This window comes from Deinococcus metalli (assembly GCF_014201805.1).
Taxonomy (GTDB): domain Bacteria; phylum Deinococcota; class Deinococci; order Deinococcales; family Deinococcaceae; genus Deinococcus; species Deinococcus metalli.
Genome location: NZ_JACHFK010000003.1, coordinates 189,651 through 207,637 on the forward strand (window position 1 = coordinate 189,651; position 17,987 = coordinate 207,637).

The following is a 17,987-nucleotide window of genomic DNA, read 5'->3' on the forward strand; positions in this document are numbered from 1 at the left end:
AAGGGGCGCCACACCCGCGCCGGCCACGGGAGCGCGAGCATGCGGGCGCCCACACCGACGCACCACCCCGGCCGCCCCCACGGGCCGCCACTGGAGGCACCCCGCATGGGAGAAGGCAAGCCGCAGACCGTCAGCACCCCCGAGACCATGGCCACCCACACCGGCAGCGACACCGCGACGCACGGCGCGAACACCAATCTGGACGCCAACACCCAGGGCGGTCCGCAGAGCGGCGCGGACCGCTCGGCCACCCACGAGGTCGAGCGTCAGCACGAACCGGCCGACGAGCCCGGTTGAGCGCGGCTGGAGGGCGTGCGCGGCGCGCGCCGGGCGAACCGAGTTTAGGCACGGTTGGCCAAGGCTTCACCTCGCCCATGAGGAGCGCGCCTACACTGCCTTGCACGGAGGAACGAAGATGACCAACAACCAGACGGGCATGGATCAGACACGCATGATGACGGGCGCGGCGGGTGGCGCGCTCGTCCTGATGGGGCTGCGTAAGCGCGGCGTGCTGGGCCTGGGCCTCGCCGCGGTCGGCGGGTACCTCGCGTACCGCGCCGCGACCGGCCACGACCCCGTGATGGCCGCCGCCGGGCTGGGCGGGTCCGGCACGTCGTCCAAGCCGATCTTCGTCGAGCACAGCGTCGTGATCGACCGCACGCCGCAGCAGGTCTACGACTACTGGCGCAAGCTGGAGAACCTGCCGCGCATCATGAGCCACCTCGAGAGCGTCACGGAACTGGACACCAAGCGCAGCCGCTGGGTCGCCAAGGCCCCGCTGGGCACGCACGTGGAGTGGGAAGCGGAGATCGTGAACGACAAGCCCGGCCAGCGCATCGGGTGGCACTCGCTGCCCGGCGCGACCGTGGACAACGCGGGCAGCGTGCAGTTCGAGGAACTCCCGAACGGCCACACACGCGTGCATGTGGCCCTGTCGTACCGTCCGCCCGCCGGCCCGCTCGGCGCGGCCGTGGCGAAACTGTTCGGCGAGGAACCCAGCCAGCAGATCGCCGAGGACCTGCAGAAGTTCAAGGCGAGCTTCGAGGGCATGGGCACACCGGCCTGATCTCAGTTCCGGTGTGGCGGCTCCACTCCGTGAGGTGGAGCCGCCGTGCTGTGGCCTTGGGTGCGGGACGCGCGGCCCGCTCCTGCGGACTACGCTGGGGCCATGACCGCCGTGAAGATCACCCAGGTGCAGCACCAGCAGCGCCGCCCCCGGCCCTTCCTGGACCTGGCGGGATTCTTCCTGTTCTTCGGGATCTCCGGCGTGGACCAGGGCCGCGAGGAGCGCATGCGGCGGCGCTTCGAGGCCGAGACCTTCACGCACCGCGTCACGGCGCACGTGGCGCCCGCGCTGCCGCCGGGCCGCTACCGCCTGGAGGGCCTGCCGGACGAGGTCGCGCGGCGCCCGTGGGTGGTCGAGCGGGCCGGGCTCGCCGTCGCCACCCTCAGCGACGACAGCTGGGCGGCCTTCCAGACGTGGCAGCGGGGCGGCCAGCTGGGCGTGCGCGCTGTTCCGGCCCCGGAGTCCTGAGCGGCTCCCCGGTCGTCCTGACTGTGATCCTCCCCAGGGTGGATCGCCCGCACCGTGTGGGGTAGAGTGGGGGGCTGACCGCGCCACCCCGAGCGCGTGCCCACGGAGGAAACGAGTATGGCGGAACGAGACATTGACAAGCTGCTGGCCATGACGGACAGCAAGTACCGGCTGAGCGTCGTGACGGCCAAACGCGCCCTGCAGCTGCGCAGCGGCGCGCCCAGCGTGCTGCCCACCGAGCAGCGCGTGCGCACCCGCAACCTGGTCACGCAGGCCATGCGTGAACTCGCGACCGGCAAGCTCACGGTCGGTACCGAGCTGATGGACGAGCAGCGGTTCCACCAGGACTACGTGCGCCAGCGCCAGGCCCAGCTGCAGGCGCAGCTGAACGCCGAACGCGAACGCGAGCGCGACTGACCGCACACGCAGCGGGGCGGGCCGGGCAGCACTGTCCGGCCCGTTCTCGTTGACGGCCTGCGGCGTCTATCCTGGGCCGCATGCTGACCGCCTTCGCCGTGCTGCTGTGTGTCACGGCCGTCCTCGCGTACCTCAACGAGCGCCTGCTGAAGCTGCCCACTACGGTCGGCGTGACGCTGTCCGGCGCGCTGGCCAGCGCCGCGCTGATCGGCCTGGACGCCCTGGGCCTGATCCCCGGCGTGCGGCACTGGGCGGCCACGCTGCTCCAGACGCTGAACTTCACCGAGTTCGTGCTGAACGGCATCCTGAGCCTGCTGCTGTTCGCCGGGTCGCTCAGCCTGGACGCCGCGCAGATGCTGCGCCAGCGCGGCAGCATCCTGCTGCTGGCGTTCCTCAGCACACTGATCAGCACGTTCCTGATCGGTTTCGCCGCGTACGGCCTGTTCCGGGTGCTGGGCCTGGACGTGCCGCTGCTGTGGGCGCTGCTGTTCGGCGCGCTGATCAGCCCGACGGACCCGGTCGCGGTGCTCGACCTGCTGAAGCGCGCCAGGGTGCCGGCCCGGATCGAGACGCTGATCGCCGGGGAGAGCCTGTTCAACGACGGCGTGGGCGTGGTGATCTTCCTGGTGGTCGCGGCGGTCGCCGGCATCGGGCCGCACGGCACCCACCAGGACGTGACGGTCCTGAGCGTGCTGGGCCTGTTCGTGCGCGAGGCGCTGGGCGGCCTGCTGTTCGGCGCGCTGCTGGGCGGCCTGGGCGCCGCGATGGTGCGGACCATCGACCAGCGCGCGGTCGAGGTGCTGATCACGCTGGCGCTGGTCGTCGGCGGGTACGTGGCCGCCGCCGCCCTGGGCACCAGCGGCCCCCTGGCGATGGTCGTGGCCGGCCTGGTGATGTCCGCCGCGAAGCGCCGCGTCTTCAGCGAGGAAGCGCGGCACCACGTGGAGGGCTTCTGGGAGACCGTGGATCAGGTGCTGAACATCGTGCTGTTCGCCTTCATCGGCCTGGACGTGCTGCTCACACGGCCCAGCACGGCGCAGGTCGTGGCGAGCGTGCTGATGGTCGGGGTGGCGCTCGCCGCGCGCTATGTCAGCGTGGCCCTGCCCTTCGCGCTGGTGCGGGCGCGCGAGGGGTACGGCGCGTACACCGTGCGGCTGCTCACGTGGGGCGGCCTGCGCGGCGGCATCGCCATCAGCCTCGCGCTGGGCCTGCCGGACAGCCCGTACCGCCCGCTGTTGCTGACTGCCACGTACGCCGTCGTGCTGTTCACCATCGCCGTGCAGGGGCTGACCATCCTGCCGCTGGTGCGCCGCGCGTCGGACGCGACGCCGGCCGAGAGTAAAGGGCAGAGGGCCGAGAGCCAGGATCACTAGCTCCCGGCCCTCTGGCCCCCTCTGCGGGCTTACTTCTCGACGAGATACGCCTTCTCGATCACGTCGGGCGTGCCGGGCATGCCGGGCTGGATGCGCGTCAGGCGCGGCAGGACGTCCAGGCCCTCGACGACCCGGCCGAAGATCGTGTGGCGGCCGTCCAGGTGCGGGGTGTCCACGAAGGTGATGAAGAACTGCGAGCCGTTCGTGGCGGGGCCACGGTTGGCCATGCTCAGCACGCCCGCGCCGCGGTGGCGGTGCGAGGACCCGAACTCGTCCTCGAAGTCGTAGCCGGGGCCGCCCGCGCCGGTGCCCGAGGGATCGCCCGACTGCGCCATGAAGCCGTCGATCACGCGGTGGAACTTGATGCCGTCGTAGTAGTGGTGGCGCAGCAGGTACGCGAACGAGTTCACCGTGACGGGCGCGTCGTCGGGGTACAGCTCCACCACGAGGCGGCCCTTGCTGGTCTCCAGCACGGCGCGGTACTGCTTGCCGGGTTCGATTCCGTCGCCCAGTTCCGGGGCGCTGCTGAACTTTGTCTTGCGCTCCGCGCTGAGTTCGGGCGTGGCGTGAAAGCCGTCTGCGGTGTACGTGTCGGACGTCATGGCTGGCATTCTACGGGCCGGAACGTGAGGGCATGCGGGGAGCGGAGCGGACGCTTCTTCAGAGGACCCACTCGCCCGCGCGCATCAGCGGCTCGCGCTCGCCGCCGGCGGTGATGCCGTCCACGTCCGTGTCGGGCGTGCCGATCATCCAGTCCACGTGGATCAGCGAGTCGTTGCCGCCTGCCGCCGCCAGGGTGGCCTCGTCCTCGCCGCCCACGACGTTGGTGGGGTAGCAGCGGCCCAGCGCGATGTGCGACGCAGCGTTCTCGTCGAACAGCGTGTTCAGGAACAGCGTGCCGGTGCGCGCGACCGGCGCCGAGGCCGGCACCAGCGCGATCTCGCCCAGGTGCGCGGCGCCCTCGTCCGTGGCGAGCAGGCGCTCCAGCGTGTCCTGCCCGCGCGCCGCGCTGACCTCCACCGCCCGGCCACCCTCGAAGCGCACGCGGATGCCCTCGACGAGCTGCCCACGCACGCTCAGCGGCTTGCTGGCCACCGCCCAGCCCTCCACGCGCTCCCGGTGCGGCGCGGTGAAGATCTCGTCGGTCGGCAGGTTCGGCACGCCCAGGATGCCGTTTCTGGCGACCTCGCCGCCGCCCATCCACACGTGGTTCTCTGCGAGGCCCACCGTCAGGTCAGTGCCCAGGCCCGAGCGCAGGTGGATCGCCGCGTACTGCCTGGCGTTCAGCACGTCGCCCAGACGCTTGAGCTGCCGCACGTGCGTGTCCCACGCGGCCACCGGGTCGGCCTGATCCACGCGCGTGACGGTGAAGATGTCGGCCCACAGGCGCTCCACGGCCTCGGTCTCGCCGAGCTCCGGGTACACCCGGGCGGCCCACGCCGGCGTGGCGATGGCCGCGACCGTCCAGTTCACGTGCATGCCGCCGATCGCCTCGGACACGGCCCGCAGGGCCTGGGCCTGCACCTTGCTGCGCGCCGCCACCCGCTCGGGGTTCACGCCGGCCAGCAGCGACGGGTCCTCGCCCACGATGGTGATCATGGCGTAGCCGTCCGCGACCATCGCCTCGCGCTCGCGCGCCACCCACTCCGGCAGGAAGGTCACGGCCTCATCGCTGCCGTCCTCGAACAGCGCCAGCGCCAGGTGCGGGTCGGTGTAGACCACACGCACGTCGGCCGCGCCGGCCCGGTACGCGGCGCGGGCGGTCAGGCGGGCGAGTTCCGTCGCCTCGACGGGCGCCGCGATGTGCACTTTGCCGCCGCGCGGCAGGTTCACGCCGGTGTGGATGAGCAACTCGGCGTAGCGGGCGAGCTTCGCTCCGAAGTCGCCCGGAGGAGCACTGTTCACAGTCGAATTGGTCATTGCCGTCACTCTAGCGGCCCGGCCCCGGCGGCGTCCGCCGTCCCGGGACTGTCCGTTCCGTCGGGCGTCACGCGCCAGTACACGCCCCGCTCGCGCGCCAGCACGCCGATGCCGACCATCTCGCGGCGCAGCGTGGAGACGTCCGGGTGCACTCCGCCCAGGATGGCGTTGACCTCGCGTTCCGGGTACATGCGGCCCGGCTCGAACCGCTGGCCCAGCTCGTGCATGACCACCACCTTCTTCTTCAGCTGCGCCGGAATGGTCGTGAGCCGGCCGCCCTGGAAGAACGACCGCAACACCCGCTCGCGGTAGGGATCGGCCGAGGGGAGCGTGGGCGTGGTCCCGCGGACCAGGCCCGCCAGCGTCGCGTCCAGCGCCGCGTGGTCCGGGCCGTGCAGGCGCGCGTGTCCGTGCTGCCGCGCAGTCATCAGCCCCACCTCGACAAGCTGTGACAGGTGGTGGCTGACGGTGGCGGGCGCGAGGTTCATCAGCCGCGCGAGCTCCTCCCCGGACAGCGGTTCGTGCCACGTCAGGCGCAGCAGGCTCAGGCGGGCCGGGTGCGACAGGGCGCGGAACACGGCCGCGCGGGCGTTCAGGTCGTCGCTCATGGCTGGCTCGCCGGAGGGTCAGGCCGTTCATGTCTTGCGGACAGCGCTGCGGACAGTTCCATACGATTCGATCCTCCTCGAATCAAGGTACAAGATTCGAAGATCATCGAACTCCGCCGAATGGCCTGCCCGCATGGCGCCCTGCCCCCGGCTCACGACGCCAGGAAGTCCACCTGCACGCCGCTCGCGTCGGCCAGCGACCGCGCTTCACGGAGCTGCGACTGCGCGGCCAGCCGCAGCGCCCGCTCCGGCCGCCGCCACAGCGCCTGCGCCACCCGGCTGGCGCGGCGCACCAGGATCGCCTCGCCCGGCTGCGCCAGCCCCACCGCCGCCATCAGTGCCTGCGCGCTCGGCGGCACCTCCGACTCCAGATCCAGCGCCACCAGCGCCGTCACCCGCTCCGACGCCCGGCGCAGACTGACCCGCGCCTCAGCCCAGCCCGGCCGGTGCTCGATCAGCACGTCCGCCTGCACCCCCGGCACGCTGCCCCCGCCACCGCGCCGCGCCTCGTTCGCCAGTTCGTGCGCCACCAGCATATGCCGGCGCGTCCGCGGCGCATACCGCACCTGCAGCGCCACCTCGCGCGCCGCCGCCGCCTCCGTCACCTCACGCGCCGCGCCGTGCAGCAACTCCGGCCCGCGCCCCCGGCCCACCGACGCGATGACCGCCTCGTTGTCCGTGTGCACCGTGAGCGCCTCGCCCGGCGGGGCCAGACGCACCGCCTCCAGCACCGCCCGCACCTCTGCCACGTTGTTGTCCGGCGAATCGAGCTGCCCCTGAAACCGCGCGGGCAACTGCCCCGGCGAGATCAGCACCAGTCCCCAGCCGCCCACACCCGACCCGTCCGGCAACTCGTGCCAGCTCGCATCCACGAACGCATGGTTCATGCCCGCACCCCCAGGAACCCTACGCTCCGCACCCCGCGCTGCCTACAGCGTGATGTCCAGCATCCGCTCCAGCACGGCCCGCGCCCCCAGGTGCACGCTGCGCGGATCGAACTCCCCCTGCTCCAGCCTCCGCAGCAGCGCGGGTTCCAGCCCCGCCGCCCGCGCCAATTCCTCCAGCCCGATCCCCAGCAGCTGCCGACGCATCCGCACCACCACCGCCCCCGGAAACGGTACCGACTCCATACCCCACCATGCCACGCCGCGCCCGGCCACAATGGAATAATCACCGCATGGACGTCCTCAAGCTCTACCAGGAAGCCGGCGCCTACCACGAAGGGCACTTCCTGCTCGCCAGCGGGCGCCACAGCCCCAAATTCCTCCAGAGCACCACCCTGCTCCAGTACCCTCACCTGACGGCCCAGATCGGTCAGGCCCTCGCGGAGAAGATCAGCGCCGCCGGCTATACCCCCGACTTCGTGATCGGCCCCGCCATGGGCGGCGTGGTGCTCGCCTACGAGGTCGGCCGGCACCTCGGCACCCGCGCCATCTTCGCCGAGAAAGACGGCCAGGGCGGCATGAAGATCCGCGAGGCCTTCAGCATCCGGGAAGGGGAGACCTTCATCGCGGTCGAGGACGTCCTGACCACCGGGGGCAGCGTCCTGAAGGCCGTGCTGGCTGCCGAGAAGGCCGGGGGGCAATGCGCGGCCATCGCGTGCATCGTCGACCGGCGGGCGCAGGAGGGGCCGCTCAGTGGGTATCTGCTGGTGTCGCTGACGCGGCTGGTGTTCGATACGTACCCTCCGGAGGCGGTGCCTGGGTGGCTGGCGGAGATTCCTTTGCAGGAGATTTAGGATTCGTCGCGGGCTTGCCCCAACCCCCCAGCCCCCTATCCCCGCAGGGGACAGGGGGAGCGGCGCTGCGCTGGGCATGTGGTCGCCACTTTGCTCGGACTGGCCTGATATGGGGTCTCGTTGGCGTGGGGCGTCGTCTCTGCCTCGTGCGTTGACGCCGTCACTGCCCGCGCGCTGCGCGCACGATGGCTTTCGGTCAGGGGCAGGGTGGGACGCTTCGGCTTTTCGCGCCTCCCTGGTGTGGGGACTCGCGGAGCTGCTTGCAGAGGCTGGGTGGGAGGGGGCGTGTGTGACCACCACCGCCGAAGCCACTCCCCCTGCACCCGGTAGGGAAGAAGGGCCGGTTTACGCCACCTCTTCTGCCCACAGGGCGCGCATTTCCTCGCTGCGTTCGAGGAGGTCTTCAAGGGTGCCCTCGTCCACGATGCGGCCGTGCTGCATGAGCAGGATGCGGTCGGCGCGGCTCAGGGCGGCGCGGCGGTGTGAGACGACGAGGCAGGTGGCGTCGGTCTCGGTGAACAGGCCGTCCCACAGCTGCGCCTCGGTGCGGGCGTCGAGGGCGCTGGACACGTCGTCGAAGACGAGCAGGTCGGCGTCGCGGGCGAGCATGCGGGCCACGGCGGTGCGCTGCACCTGACCGCCGGAGAGCTTCACGCCGCGCGCGCCCACAGGCGTCTCCAGCCCCTGCGGCAACTGGGCGAGGTCCGGTTCCAGCACGGCCAGGCGCACGGCGCGGCCCAGGCGGTGTTCGTCCTGGCCGCTCAGCACGTTCTCGCGCAGGGTGTCGCTGAACAGGCCCGGCAACTGGGCGGTGTACGCGCTGCGGGGCGGCACCAGGAAGGTCGCGGGGTCGTCCACGGCCTGCCCGTTCCACTGCACGCTGCCGCTCTGTGCGGGAACCAGGCCCAGCAGGGCGCGCAGCAGGGTGGTCTTGCCGCTGCCGATGCGCCCGGTGACGACCACGAACTCGCCCCGTCGTACGGTGAAGGTGGCGTCCTGCACGCCCAGACCGCTGGCGTGCGTGGCCGTGAGGTGCTGCACGCGCAGCTCCTCCAGCGGCAGCGCGGGCGGGGCGGCGGGGGGTGCGGCCGGCTCGCCACTCAGGAAGACGTCGTGGTGCTCGACGATGCGGGTGTCCGGGGCGTCCTGCAGGAGGCGGGTCATGCGGTCGTAGCTCACGCCGGTGCGGCGGTGGCGGGCAATCGCGTCGCCGAAGAAGCCCATGGAGCCGGTCAGGCGCGGCAGCAGGCCGATGAACAGCACGAAGTCCGCGACGTCCAGCGCGCCGCCGCGCACCTTGTTCGCGCCCAGCAGCAGCACCAGCCCCACGGCGAGGTTCACCATGTTGGTGTTCACGCCCCGGATCAGTTCGGTCAGCAGCACGTCGCGCAGGGCGGCGTGGCGGCGCGTCTCGCCCAGGGCCTCCAGGCGCGCGACCATGGCGTCCTCGCGCGCGGCGAGCTTCACGGCGCTCACGGCCCCGAAGGTCTCACCGATGAAGTCGGTCACGCGGGCGGTCGCCTCGCGCATGCGGCGGCGGTACGTGCGGATGGTGGGCGACAGCCGCTGCACGAACGCGACCATCAGCAGCAGCGGCGCGCACACCAGCAGCGTGATCAGCGGATCGACCCGCGCCATCAGCGTGATCGCCACGACGGAATACAGCACGAAGCCCGCGCCGTCCACCCACACCTCGGTGTAGCCGGCCACGTCGTCCACGTCGTCGCGGAAGCGGCTGACCGCCTCGGCAGGCGTGTCGGGCAGCCGGCGCGACCTGGGCGCCGTCAGCAGATACGACATCAGGTTGCGGCGCACCACGGCGTCCAGCGTGTACCACAGCTCGATCCACGCGCGGAAGCCGCCGTAGAACACGCCGATGCGGCTGGTGCGCACGAACGCGAACCACCCCACCGCCACCCACGCGGCGGCAATGGCCGGGTCCAGGGACTGCCCGGCAGTCTTGAGGCCCTCGGCGCGTTCCAGCGCCTGGAACAGTCGGCTGACGGCCAGGGTGAGCAGGGCGGGCGAGGCGTGGATCAGGCTCCACATCAGCAGGTTGAAGCCGAACAGCCACGGCCGGTATGCGAACAGCCGGCTGGACAGCGCCAGCGTGCGCTCGCGCGTGTCTCGGACGGGGGGAGAGGTGGTGGTCATGGACAGCTCCGGGTCGGGGTGGTGTGAGGGGTGATGGCCTGGAAAGCGGGATCAGCGGGGCGGGTCATGCCAGCACGCCCTCGGCGTCGTCCAGCACGCCGGCACGCAGGAGTTCGGCGTAGTGGCTGCGCGGATCGCGGGCGAGCTGGGCGCGCTCGCCGTCCTCCAGCACGTGACCGTCCCCGAGCACCAGGATGCGGTCGGCGCGGGCCACCGTGTCCAGGCGGTGCGCGATGATGATCGCGGTGCGCCCGGCGAGCAGGCGCGTCATGGCGGCGGTCAGCAGGCCCTCCGTGGCGGGGTCGAGGCGGCTGCTGGGCTCGTCGAGGATGATCACGGCCGGATCGAGCAGCATCACGCGCGCGAACGCGAGGAGCTGCGCCTCGCCGGCGGACAGGCTGCCGGTGGGCAGTGGGGTGTGCACGCCCTGCTCCAGCCGGGCCAGCCATGTGTCCAGCCCGACCTCGTGCAGGGCGGCCTCCACGCGTTCGTCAGGCATGTCCGGGTCGAAGAAGGTCAGGTTGTCGCGCACGCTGGCCTGGAACAGCTGCACGTCCTGCGTCACCACGGCCACCCGCTGGCGCAGGGTCTTCAGGGGCACGTCGCGTACGTCCACGCCGCCCAGCGTGACCTGCCCGCCGGTCGCGTCGTACAGGCGGGAGACCAGGCGCGTGAGGGTGGTCTTGCCGCTGCCGGTGCGGCCCAGCAGGCCGACGGTCTGCCCGGCCGGCAGGGTGAACCCCACGCCGTGCAGCACGCCGCGCGCGTCCGGGTCGTCCGGGGTGTACGAGAAGTCCACGCCCCGGAAGGCCACGCTGAGCGCGCCGGCCGGCAGCGGCTGAGTGCCGCCCTCGATGGCGCTGCGCAGGCTCAGGATCTCGCCCACACGGCCCAGGCTCGCGCCGGCCTTCTGGAGTTCCTGGAGCTGCTGCGTGAGCTGGTCGATGGGTTCTTCGACCATGCTCATATACTGGTACATCAGGAAGGCGGTGCCCAGCGTGATCGCCCCGGCCGCGTACAGCCCGACCGCGGCGGCCAGCACGCCCACGTACCCGGCCGCGAAGAGGATCATGCTCAGCTGCCACACCACGCTGCGCCGGCGCCACGACCAGATCGAGCGGGTGAAGAACTCGCGCTGCGTGCGCAGGAAGGCATTCAGGTGGTGCCCGCCGGTGCCCAGCGCGCGGATGTCCTCCAGGCCCGACAGGCGCTCCTCGACGAAGCCGAAGAGTTTCGCGCTGGCCTCGCGCTCTAGGCGGGTGGGCTCCACGCCCAGCTTGCGCACGCGGTTCATGGCGATCAGCGTGACCACCGTGAACGCCGTGACGCCCACGCCCACGCGCCAGTCCACGGAGTAGAACATCACCAGCGCGCCCGTGAGCAGCAGCGCCGCGCCGAACACCCGCACCGCGAACTGCGAGAAGAAGTTGCTCAGGGCCGTCACGTCGCCGTCGATGCGCTCGATCATCTCGCCGGGCGTGCGCTCCTTGTGCTCGCGCATGTCCAGCGACAGCAGGTGCGCCATCAGGTCCGCGCGCAGGCGGTTGGTGGCCGTCCAGCCCACCCGCGCCCCCACGAAGGTCGCGCTGGCGTTCAGGAGCTGCACGCCCACCGCGAGGGCGATGTAGATGCCCGCCAGCCGGATGAGCAGCCCCGGATCGGCCGCGCGGCCCAGCTTGGCGTTGTCCACGAAACGCGCGAGCAGCTGCGGCAGCAGCAGGTTCAGGCCCACGCCGCTCAACAGCAGCGCCGCGAGGCCCAGCACCTGCCATTTCAGCGGGCCGAGGTAGGTGCGCAGCACGCCTAGCGTGGAACTTCGGCCGGTGGTCCGGGACGTGTCGGGGTGGGGATCGGCCATCATGCGCCCAGGCTAGAGCGGGGGCCGCGCGCGGCGCATCCGCATCCTGGCGCATGCGTGTGGAAGAATCCCCATGACAACGGGCCGGGCGGCGGCAGTCCGCTGGCCCGGCCCCGCTCCCCCGACCTCAGTTCTTGGTCAGGATGCGCACGCTGATGATCTGGTCGGCCACCGCGCCCGAGATGTCGGTGTTGTTCTGGTCCATGGTGCGCGTCAGCTTGGGCAGGATGTCGTCGCCCGTGACCACCTTGCCGAAGATGGTGTGCTTGCCGTTCAGGAACTCGGTCGGCACGAAGGTGATGAAGAACTGCGAGCCGTTGGTGGCCGGGCCGCTGTTCGCCATCGCCAGAATGCCGGGGGCGTTGAAGGTCAGCTTCGTGCGGAATTCGTCCGCGAACTTGTAGCCGGGATCGCCGGTGCCCCACTCGGCCTTCGTGGCGGTGTCCACGCTCTTGGGATCGCCGGTCTGCGCCATGAAGCCGTCGATCACGCGGTGGAAACGGATGCCGTCGAAGAAGTGGTTGCGGGCCAGGAACACGAAGTTGTTCACCGTCACCGGCGTCTCCTGCTCGTACAGGTCGGCCAGGAGCTGCCCGCGGCTGGTGTCGATCAGCGCGTAGTAGTCCTTGCCGTCCTGCAGGGCATACTCCGGCTCGGCCTTGAAGGTGCGGACCGGCTTGTCCGTCAACGGCGGCACCAGCGTGTACCCGCTCGGAACCGGGCCGGCCTTCGTGACGGCGGGCGTGGTGCTCGCCGCGGTCGTGCTGGCCGTGTCCGTCTGGGTGGTGGAGGCCGTGTCGGTCGCGGCGGTATCGGTCGCGGTCGTGTCCGTGCTGGCCGTGTCGGCCGCCTTCTTCTGGCAGGCGGTCAGCGCGAGCAGCGCGGTCAGGATCAGGGCAGCGTTTCTCATGACGGCCCAAGTCTAGCGGCCCCGCATGAGGGCGCGCGGCCATCCAAAGGTGGCCCCCGCCCGGCTACACTGCGCCTCGATGCAAGGACGCTCCACCTCCGCCCCAACCCTGATCGTGACCATCGACGGTGTCGCCGCCAGCGGCAAATCCAGCGTGTCGTCCGGCGTGGCCCGCGCGCTGGGCATTCCGTACCTCAGCAGCGGCCTGCTGTACCGCGCCGCCACCCTCTTCGCCCTCGAGGACCACGCCGACCTGAGCGACCAGGGGGCCGTCCTCGCGGCGCTGGGCACCCACCCGGTGCGGCTGGAACCCCTCGCGGAGGGCAACCGTGTGTGGCAGAACGGGCGCGACCTGACGCCGGAGCTGCACTCCACCCGCGTCGATCACGGTGTGAGCGCCATCGCCGTGCTGCCTGGCGTGCGGGCGTGGGTGAACGAGCAGCTCCGGCAGGTGCCTCCCCCCTTCGTCGCCGAGGGCCGCGACATGGGCACGAACGTCTTTCCACACGCGGGCGCGAAGTTCTACCTGACCGCCAGCCCCCGCGTCCGTGCCCGCCGCCGCGCCCAGGAACGCCCGGAAGACGTGGACGCCATCGAGGCCGCCCTGATCCGCCGCGACGACCTCGACCGCGTGCAGAGTGCGCCCGCCGCCGACGCCGTGGTCATCGACACCGGGCCGCTGGATCTGGACGGGGTGATCGGCAAGGTCCTGGCGGGCGTGCAGAGGCACAGAGCCGGTCAGTAGAGGTCAGCGCCGGAAGGTCAGGGTGTACGTGACTCCGCTGCGGGCGGTGTACACGATGAGGCGCGCCGGGAGTTCTGTGGCCCGCAGCGCCGTATCTCCACGGCCTTCCTGGGGCAGCGCGACGCGCACCTCCAGCTCGGCGTTGCGGTCAACGACGGGAGAACGGAGGACGGTGGTGGGCAGGCCACTGCCCAGCTCGCCAGTGACTCGCACGTGCAGCGCGGCCACGTCGCGCAGGCCCGTGATCACGCCCTGCACCGACAGGCGGATCACGGCGCTACGGTGATCGGCAGCAAGGGCCGCTGAGGTCACGCGGACCCGCAGCCCGTGAACAGTGCCGCCGTCTGCGCCGGACGCGAGTACCTGGGCAGGCAGGGCCAGAGGATCGATGCCCTGGGCGGCCAGACCCGCCGGTACGCCAACCGGGGAGGGCGGCGTGATGCGGGACACGGGGGGCATGCGCGGGGGCGTGGACTGCGGGGGTGGACTGGATGCGGCCCAGGACGGAACGGCCGTGCCGAAGAGCAGAAGCGCGCTGAGCAAAGCAGTAGAATGGAACGGACGGGCAGACATGGCCACAGTGTGGCCCTGCGGCGTGATGGCACGCTGACGCCATGACAGCCGGGCGGCAGGCTTCCTCGGAAGCCTGCCGCCCGACCACCGCTTCAGCCGCGGTTACTTGATGGACACGTCACCGGCGTAGACGGCGCCCAGCCCTTCCGTGGTCGTCTGGTTGGTGAAGCGGACAATGTATACGCCTCCCGCCGTGGAGGTGTACGAGGCCTGACTGTCGATCTTGTTCGCCGTGTCGGGCGTGCCGCTTGCGACGACGGTGCCGCTGGAGTTCAGGAGATCGACCTTCACCTTGGCCGTGGAGCCCACCAGGCTGGCGTACCCCTGCACGGTGAGCGTCTTCCCGGCAGGCACCGTGAAGGCGAGGTGATCGACGTCCGGCCCGGTAGGCGTGGGTGAGTACGCATGGTTCGTGCTGTCGAAGGCGCCGCCCAGTGTAACGGGAGTCGTGAAGACTGAGGCCGGCACCTTCGTCAGGTCAGTGGCCGTGGCGGGCGTGTCATTGCGGATCAATGTGTCCGTCGCGGAGTCATAGGCGGAGTACTCGTAGAAATCTACCTGCTGCACCACAGCATCTTTGCCAGTCAGACTGACCATCTTCCCACTCTGGACAGTAATGCTGCGCGCCACGCTCTGCCGCACGCCGCCGTACGAATTGATGCCAGGACCGGCCACGCTGATCGAGTATTCGCCAGGTTCGACGCCGTAGAAACGGGCATACCCCGAGAACGCCGTGGCGGTCGCCGTCGAGCCCTGAAGGGTGGAGCTGCCGGTACGGCCGATGTAGGGCATGCCCTTGTTCTGGCCCGACTTGGGCGTGAGGATCACGTCCGTGCCGTCCACTGGCGCACCTTCGACGATATCGGAGACCGCAATTTCCACGCTGCCGCCATCGGCGGGAAGGGTGCCGGCCTTCACGGCAGCCAGGGCAGCCTTCACGTTCACACGGTTGTAGCCCTGGGTCAGGGGATCTTTCATGGGGTCGCCGGTGCTGACCAGCAGTTTCTTGACCTGGTACGGTGTGAGGCTGCCGTTCGCCTCGAGCAGCAGGGCCGCGGCGCCCGAGATCACCGGCGCCGCCATGCTCGTGCCGTTGAAGGAGCCGTACCCGTCGTTCGTGTCGCTGAAGGTGGTCAGACCGTTGTCGCCGGGAGCGTAGATGTCCACGCGCAGGCCCATGTTGCTAAAATCGGCCTTCATGTCGTCACCGGCGCTGGCTCCCACGTTGATCGCGCCGGTAAACGCCCCCAGCCCGGTCATCATGTTGGCGTGGTCATTGCCGGCAGAACCGACGACCACGACGTTCTTAGACAGCGCGTAATCGACGGCGTCCTTGAGCACCTGGCTGTAGCCGCCACCGCCCCACGAGTTGTTCAGGACGCGGGCGCCATGGTCCACCGCATAGACGATGCCCAGCGCGACGTTGTACGACCCGGTGAAGCCTTTCTCGGTGAAGATGCGGATGGGCATCAGAACTGCGTCTGGAGCGACGCCCGCGCCGCCCACGCCGTTCCCAAGGCGTTCGGCGATGGTGCCGGCCGAGCCGCTGCCGTGATCGCCGGACGTGAGGGGCAGGTCCGGCGTGAGCTCCTTGAGGGTGCCCGTGTCGAGGCCCGTCACGATCTTCCCGTCGGCCTTCAGGTCCTCGTGCTGCCGGTTGAAGTCATCGTCAACCACGCCGACGATGACGCCCTTCCCGGTCGCGACCGAACGCACCTGGTCCGCGCCGATCTGCTTGATCCACCACTGCTTGGCGCTCAGCGGATCGCCATCTGCAAGGGCGCTCAACTGCTGGGCGCCCAGTGGCTGAGCGGCCGGTTCCACCGGCAGGTGACCCTCATACCCGTTCGCCTGGGCGTAGCGCAGGCCGGCGATGGGACGCACGCTCAGTGCCACCGCCGTCTTGGAGACGCTCAGCCGGTCCGGGAGGACCAGCAGACCCAACTGCAGTGCGGGAATGGTGCTGCGGACTGTGGCCCCGAGGTGCGCGGCCAGGCGGTCCAGAGCCGCGCGGTCGGTGTAACCCACCACGAGTTCTTGGGTGAGGTCGTGTTCGGTGCCGGTCTTCACCAGCTGGGCCAAGTCCGGCAGCACGGTCGAGGCCACGCGGCTGAGGGTCGCGTGCGCAACGGGTACGCCGCTGAAGGTGGGGGCAGGCGTCGCTGCGGTGGGCTGGGTGGTGGTGCCGCAGGCGGCCAGCAGCACTGCCGACGTCAGGCAAAGAAGGGCGAGCTTGTTCATTCCTGATCTCCCGTCGTGAAGTTGATGACCTGTCCCTCGCACACCGGGCCGCCGAAGTTGCAGGTGTCAAAGGTGTAGAAGATGTCGTAGTAGTCATGGGCAATGCTGACTGCGTCCCCACTCTTGCTGTATGCCGCGGCCGACACGTCGAAGGTGTAGGCGTGGCGGCTTTCCAGGGCAGGAAGCAGGGCCGTGCCGTTGGCATTGAAGGCCACGGAATACGCGTTGCCCGACTGCTTCAGTGCAGGCGTGCTGCCGTCATCGACGAACATATTGTCTTTGGTGTCGCCGCCACACAGCACCTGACCCCAGAAGCACGCCGCACTCTGCTGCGGGTAATCGTTCACCATCACATAGAAGTTGCGGTGATCCCCGACCAGACTGGACACCTTCCAGCCCAGTGTGGGCTTCCGCGCGACGCCCACCCTGGCCTCGGCAGGGGTGAAGTCCGACAGGGTGAAGCTGTCCAGGGGCGTCGTGCTCATGACGTCGCTATACAGACTCTCGGTGCTGTTGAAGGCCTCAAGCTTGTAGTACACGGTCTTGCCGGCTTCCAGGCTGCCGCTGCCATCGCGCGCCACGGTGGCCTTGCCCTCCACGGTCTTGAGTATCCGGAAGTTTGTGCCGTCGTCACTCGTCCACAGGCGGTAGCCGAGCGGCTTGGCGGTCGTGCCCTTCGGGTACGTCCAGGAAACCTCGGTCCACATGGTGCTCTGCTCGGTCGGTGCGCCGTCCGGTCGAACGGGTGAGAAGAAGCCGATCTTCTGGGCGAGCGTCACCGCCAGCGCCTTGGTGGTCGCGAAGGCCGGCAGGGCGGTCGTGCTCGGCTGGTCGTCCGTGATCACGATCGGGTAGCGCCGTTCCAGCCGGTTCAGGTTCGTGTCGTAGGCCACGACGTACAGCGTGGTGGCTCCACGTACGCCACGCAGGGTGTCGCTGCCCTTGGGATCGTTGACCAGCAGCGCTTTTACGGTTGCCGTGGTCAGTTTGGGGTCCGGCGTGTTGATGACGCGGGTGCCGAAGTAGCCGGAGCCGGGGACACCGCCCACTCCGACGTAGATGTTCCCGGGGCTGTTGGCCGGGTCGCTGGAGGTGACCGTCACCTCGGTGGACACGCCGGCGCTCGCGTTGAAGCTCGGAACCGTTGCGGGATTCACGGCGAAATCGGTGCCCACCTCTCCCGTCACGTACTTCGCGGTAACCGTCGGTACGCCTACAGGCAGGGTGGTGGCGAAGACGTTCTTCTGGATGGCATTGAGCGGATCGTTGGTACCGTTCGCGATCCGCAGGCCCTCGATGCGCGAGGCGGCGTACCCGGCCTTCTTGAACTCGATGCTGTACACACCGGGATCGAGTTTCAGGGTGAATTTGCCGTTGCCGTCGGTCACCCCACTCAATGTTTTGCCCGTTGAGGTCTGCACGGTAATGCTGCTCGCCGCGACCAGTTTGCCACCCACCGAGTTGGCCAGCGTGCCGGCGACGGTCTGGCTGCCGGCGCCGACAGTGCTGGTCGGCTTGGGAGAACTGATCGGGTTGCACGCTCCGAGCAGCAGGGCGCCGGAGACGGCGAGCATGGCCTGGACGGGTCGGGTCATTGCGGATCGGATCATAGTGAACTCCAGGGACGGGAGGTCGAGCGCGGCGCATGCAGACGGTCGGGTTGGTCGGGGACGGGGTGAGCTGACCAGACATGGACTCTCATCGCAGGCGGACTCCTTGCAGCTGTTCAAGGGAATGCCGGGGATTTCACACTCTCGGTGACCAGCGGAGGTGGGCGTCTGGGAGCGACCAGACTGGCTTAAGGAAGGTGATTAAGATAGAGGCCCCTGCTGGGCAGTGCAAGCTGTTCTCAGCAGCTCCGCAGATTGCCCTCATCTGTGCTGTACGTCGTGGTTGCACGTCCTTGGATCACCAGG

General features: G+C 70.0%; 18 protein-coding genes. 7 read left to right on the forward strand and 11 right to left on the reverse strand.

The features are described 5' to 3' along the window. Positions 1–105: 105 nt before the first annotated feature. The 5 genes from HNQ07_RS07940 to HNQ07_RS07960 all read left to right on the forward strand — a co-directional run bounded on the left by HNQ07_RS07940 (position 106) and on the right by HNQ07_RS07960 (position 3,324). Positions 106–297, forward strand: coding sequence for a hypothetical protein (locus HNQ07_RS07940; protein WP_184110451.1), 192 nt, complete (start codon positions 106–108; stop codon positions 295–297). 118 nt (positions 298–415) lie between these two features. Next, a complete protein-coding gene (locus HNQ07_RS07945) occupies positions 416–1,066 on the forward strand; it encodes an SRPBCC family protein (RefSeq protein ID WP_184110453.1) in 651 nt (216 codons plus the stop codon). A 102-nt stretch (positions 1,067–1,168) separates the two neighbouring features. Then, on the forward strand, positions 1,169–1,534 hold the full coding sequence (locus HNQ07_RS07950) for a hypothetical protein (RefSeq protein WP_184110455.1): 366 nt from the start codon (positions 1,169–1,171) through the stop codon (positions 1,532–1,534). 117 nt (positions 1,535–1,651) lie between these two features. Then, entirely contained in the window at positions 1,652–1,951 is a 300-nt protein-coding gene (rpoZ, locus tag HNQ07_RS07955; RefSeq protein ID WP_184110457.1) for a DNA-directed RNA polymerase subunit omega, read from the forward strand. A gap of 80 nt (positions 1,952–2,031) precedes the next feature. Next, the gene (locus HNQ07_RS07960; RefSeq protein WP_184110459.1) at positions 2,032–3,324 is read left to right on the forward strand and encodes a cation:proton antiporter; all 1,293 of its coding nucleotides are present in this window, start codon (positions 2,032–2,034) and stop codon (positions 3,322–3,324) included. Between the two features lie 29 nt (positions 3,325–3,353). Here the strand turns inward: HNQ07_RS07960 and HNQ07_RS07965 are convergent, their stop codons facing one another. From HNQ07_RS07965 to HNQ07_RS07985, 5 genes are all read right to left on the reverse strand, one after another. Further along, on the reverse strand, positions 3,354–3,926 hold the full coding sequence (locus HNQ07_RS07965; protein WP_229831892.1) for a peptidylprolyl isomerase: 573 nt from the start codon (positions 3,924–3,926) through the stop codon (positions 3,354–3,356). Between the two features lie 58 nt (positions 3,927–3,984). Continuing rightward, on the reverse strand, positions 3,985–5,244 hold the full coding sequence (locus tag HNQ07_RS07970) for an aminopeptidase (RefSeq protein WP_184110463.1): 1,260 nt from the start codon (positions 5,242–5,244) through the stop codon (positions 3,985–3,987). Between the two features lie 5 nt (positions 5,245–5,249). After that, a complete protein-coding gene (locus HNQ07_RS07975; RefSeq protein WP_184110465.1) occupies positions 5,250–5,852 on the reverse strand; it encodes a DUF2087 domain-containing protein in 603 nt (200 codons plus the stop codon). A 152-nt stretch (positions 5,853–6,004) separates the two neighbouring features. Continuing rightward, a complete protein-coding gene (locus HNQ07_RS07980; RefSeq protein WP_184110467.1) occupies positions 6,005–6,739 on the reverse strand; it encodes a ribonuclease HI in 735 nt (244 codons plus the stop codon). A 42-nt stretch (positions 6,740–6,781) separates the two neighbouring features. After that, entirely contained in the window at positions 6,782–6,943 is a 162-nt protein-coding gene (locus HNQ07_RS07985; RefSeq protein ID WP_229831891.1) for a helix-turn-helix domain-containing protein, read from the reverse strand. Positions 6,944–7,029: 86 nt separating this feature from the next. Here HNQ07_RS07985 and pyrE point away from each other — a divergent pair, with 86 nt between their 5' ends. Then, positions 7,030–7,590, forward strand: a complete 561-nt coding sequence (gene pyrE, locus HNQ07_RS07990; protein WP_184110471.1) for an orotate phosphoribosyltransferase — start codon at positions 7,030–7,032, stop codon at positions 7,588–7,590. A 345-nt stretch (positions 7,591–7,935) separates the two neighbouring features. Here pyrE and HNQ07_RS07995 read toward each other — a convergent pair whose 3' ends face one another. The 3 genes from HNQ07_RS07995 to HNQ07_RS08005 all read right to left on the reverse strand — a co-directional run bounded on the left by HNQ07_RS07995 (position 7,936) and on the right by HNQ07_RS08005 (position 12,512). Next, positions 7,936–9,744 carry an ABC transporter ATP-binding protein gene (locus HNQ07_RS07995; RefSeq protein WP_184110473.1) on the reverse strand — a complete coding sequence of 603 codons (1,809 nt, stop codon included), beginning with the start codon at positions 9,742–9,744 and terminating at the stop codon, positions 7,936–7,938. Between the two features lie 64 nt (positions 9,745–9,808). Continuing rightward, positions 9,809–11,602 (reverse strand): ABC transporter ATP-binding protein, encoded by a 1,794-nt coding sequence (locus HNQ07_RS08000; protein WP_184110913.1) that lies wholly within the window; start codon positions 11,600–11,602, stop codon positions 9,809–9,811. 127 nt (positions 11,603–11,729) lie between these two features. Beyond that, the gene (locus HNQ07_RS08005; protein WP_184110475.1) at positions 11,730–12,512 is read right to left on the reverse strand and encodes a peptidylprolyl isomerase; all 783 of its coding nucleotides are present in this window, start codon (positions 12,510–12,512) and stop codon (positions 11,730–11,732) included. Between the two features lie 109 nt (positions 12,513–12,621). Between HNQ07_RS08005 and cmk the strand changes: the two genes are divergently transcribed. Further along, on the forward strand, positions 12,622–13,257 hold the full coding sequence (gene cmk / locus HNQ07_RS08010) for a (d)CMP kinase (protein ID WP_221274886.1): 636 nt from the start codon (positions 12,622–12,624) through the stop codon (positions 13,255–13,257). Positions 13,258–13,260: 3 nt separating this feature from the next. On the opposite strand, the gene HNQ07_RS08015 is transcribed toward cmk, so the two are convergent. The 3 genes from HNQ07_RS08015 to HNQ07_RS08025 all read right to left on the reverse strand — a co-directional run bounded on the left by HNQ07_RS08015 (position 13,261) and on the right by HNQ07_RS08025 (position 17,666). Continuing rightward, entirely contained in the window at positions 13,261–13,716 is a 456-nt protein-coding gene (locus HNQ07_RS08015; protein ID WP_184110479.1) for a hypothetical protein, read from the reverse strand. A 216-nt stretch (positions 13,717–13,932) separates the two neighbouring features. Then, positions 13,933–16,071 (reverse strand): S8 family peptidase, encoded by a 2,139-nt coding sequence (locus HNQ07_RS08020; RefSeq protein WP_184110481.1) that lies wholly within the window; start codon positions 16,069–16,071, stop codon positions 13,933–13,935. Continuing rightward, a complete protein-coding gene (locus tag HNQ07_RS08025; protein ID WP_184110483.1) occupies positions 16,068–17,666 on the reverse strand; it encodes a carboxypeptidase-like regulatory domain-containing protein in 1,599 nt (532 codons plus the stop codon). The genes HNQ07_RS08020 and HNQ07_RS08025 overlap by 4 nt, the downstream gene beginning before the upstream one ends. Positions 17,667–17,987 lie beyond the last annotated feature (321 nt).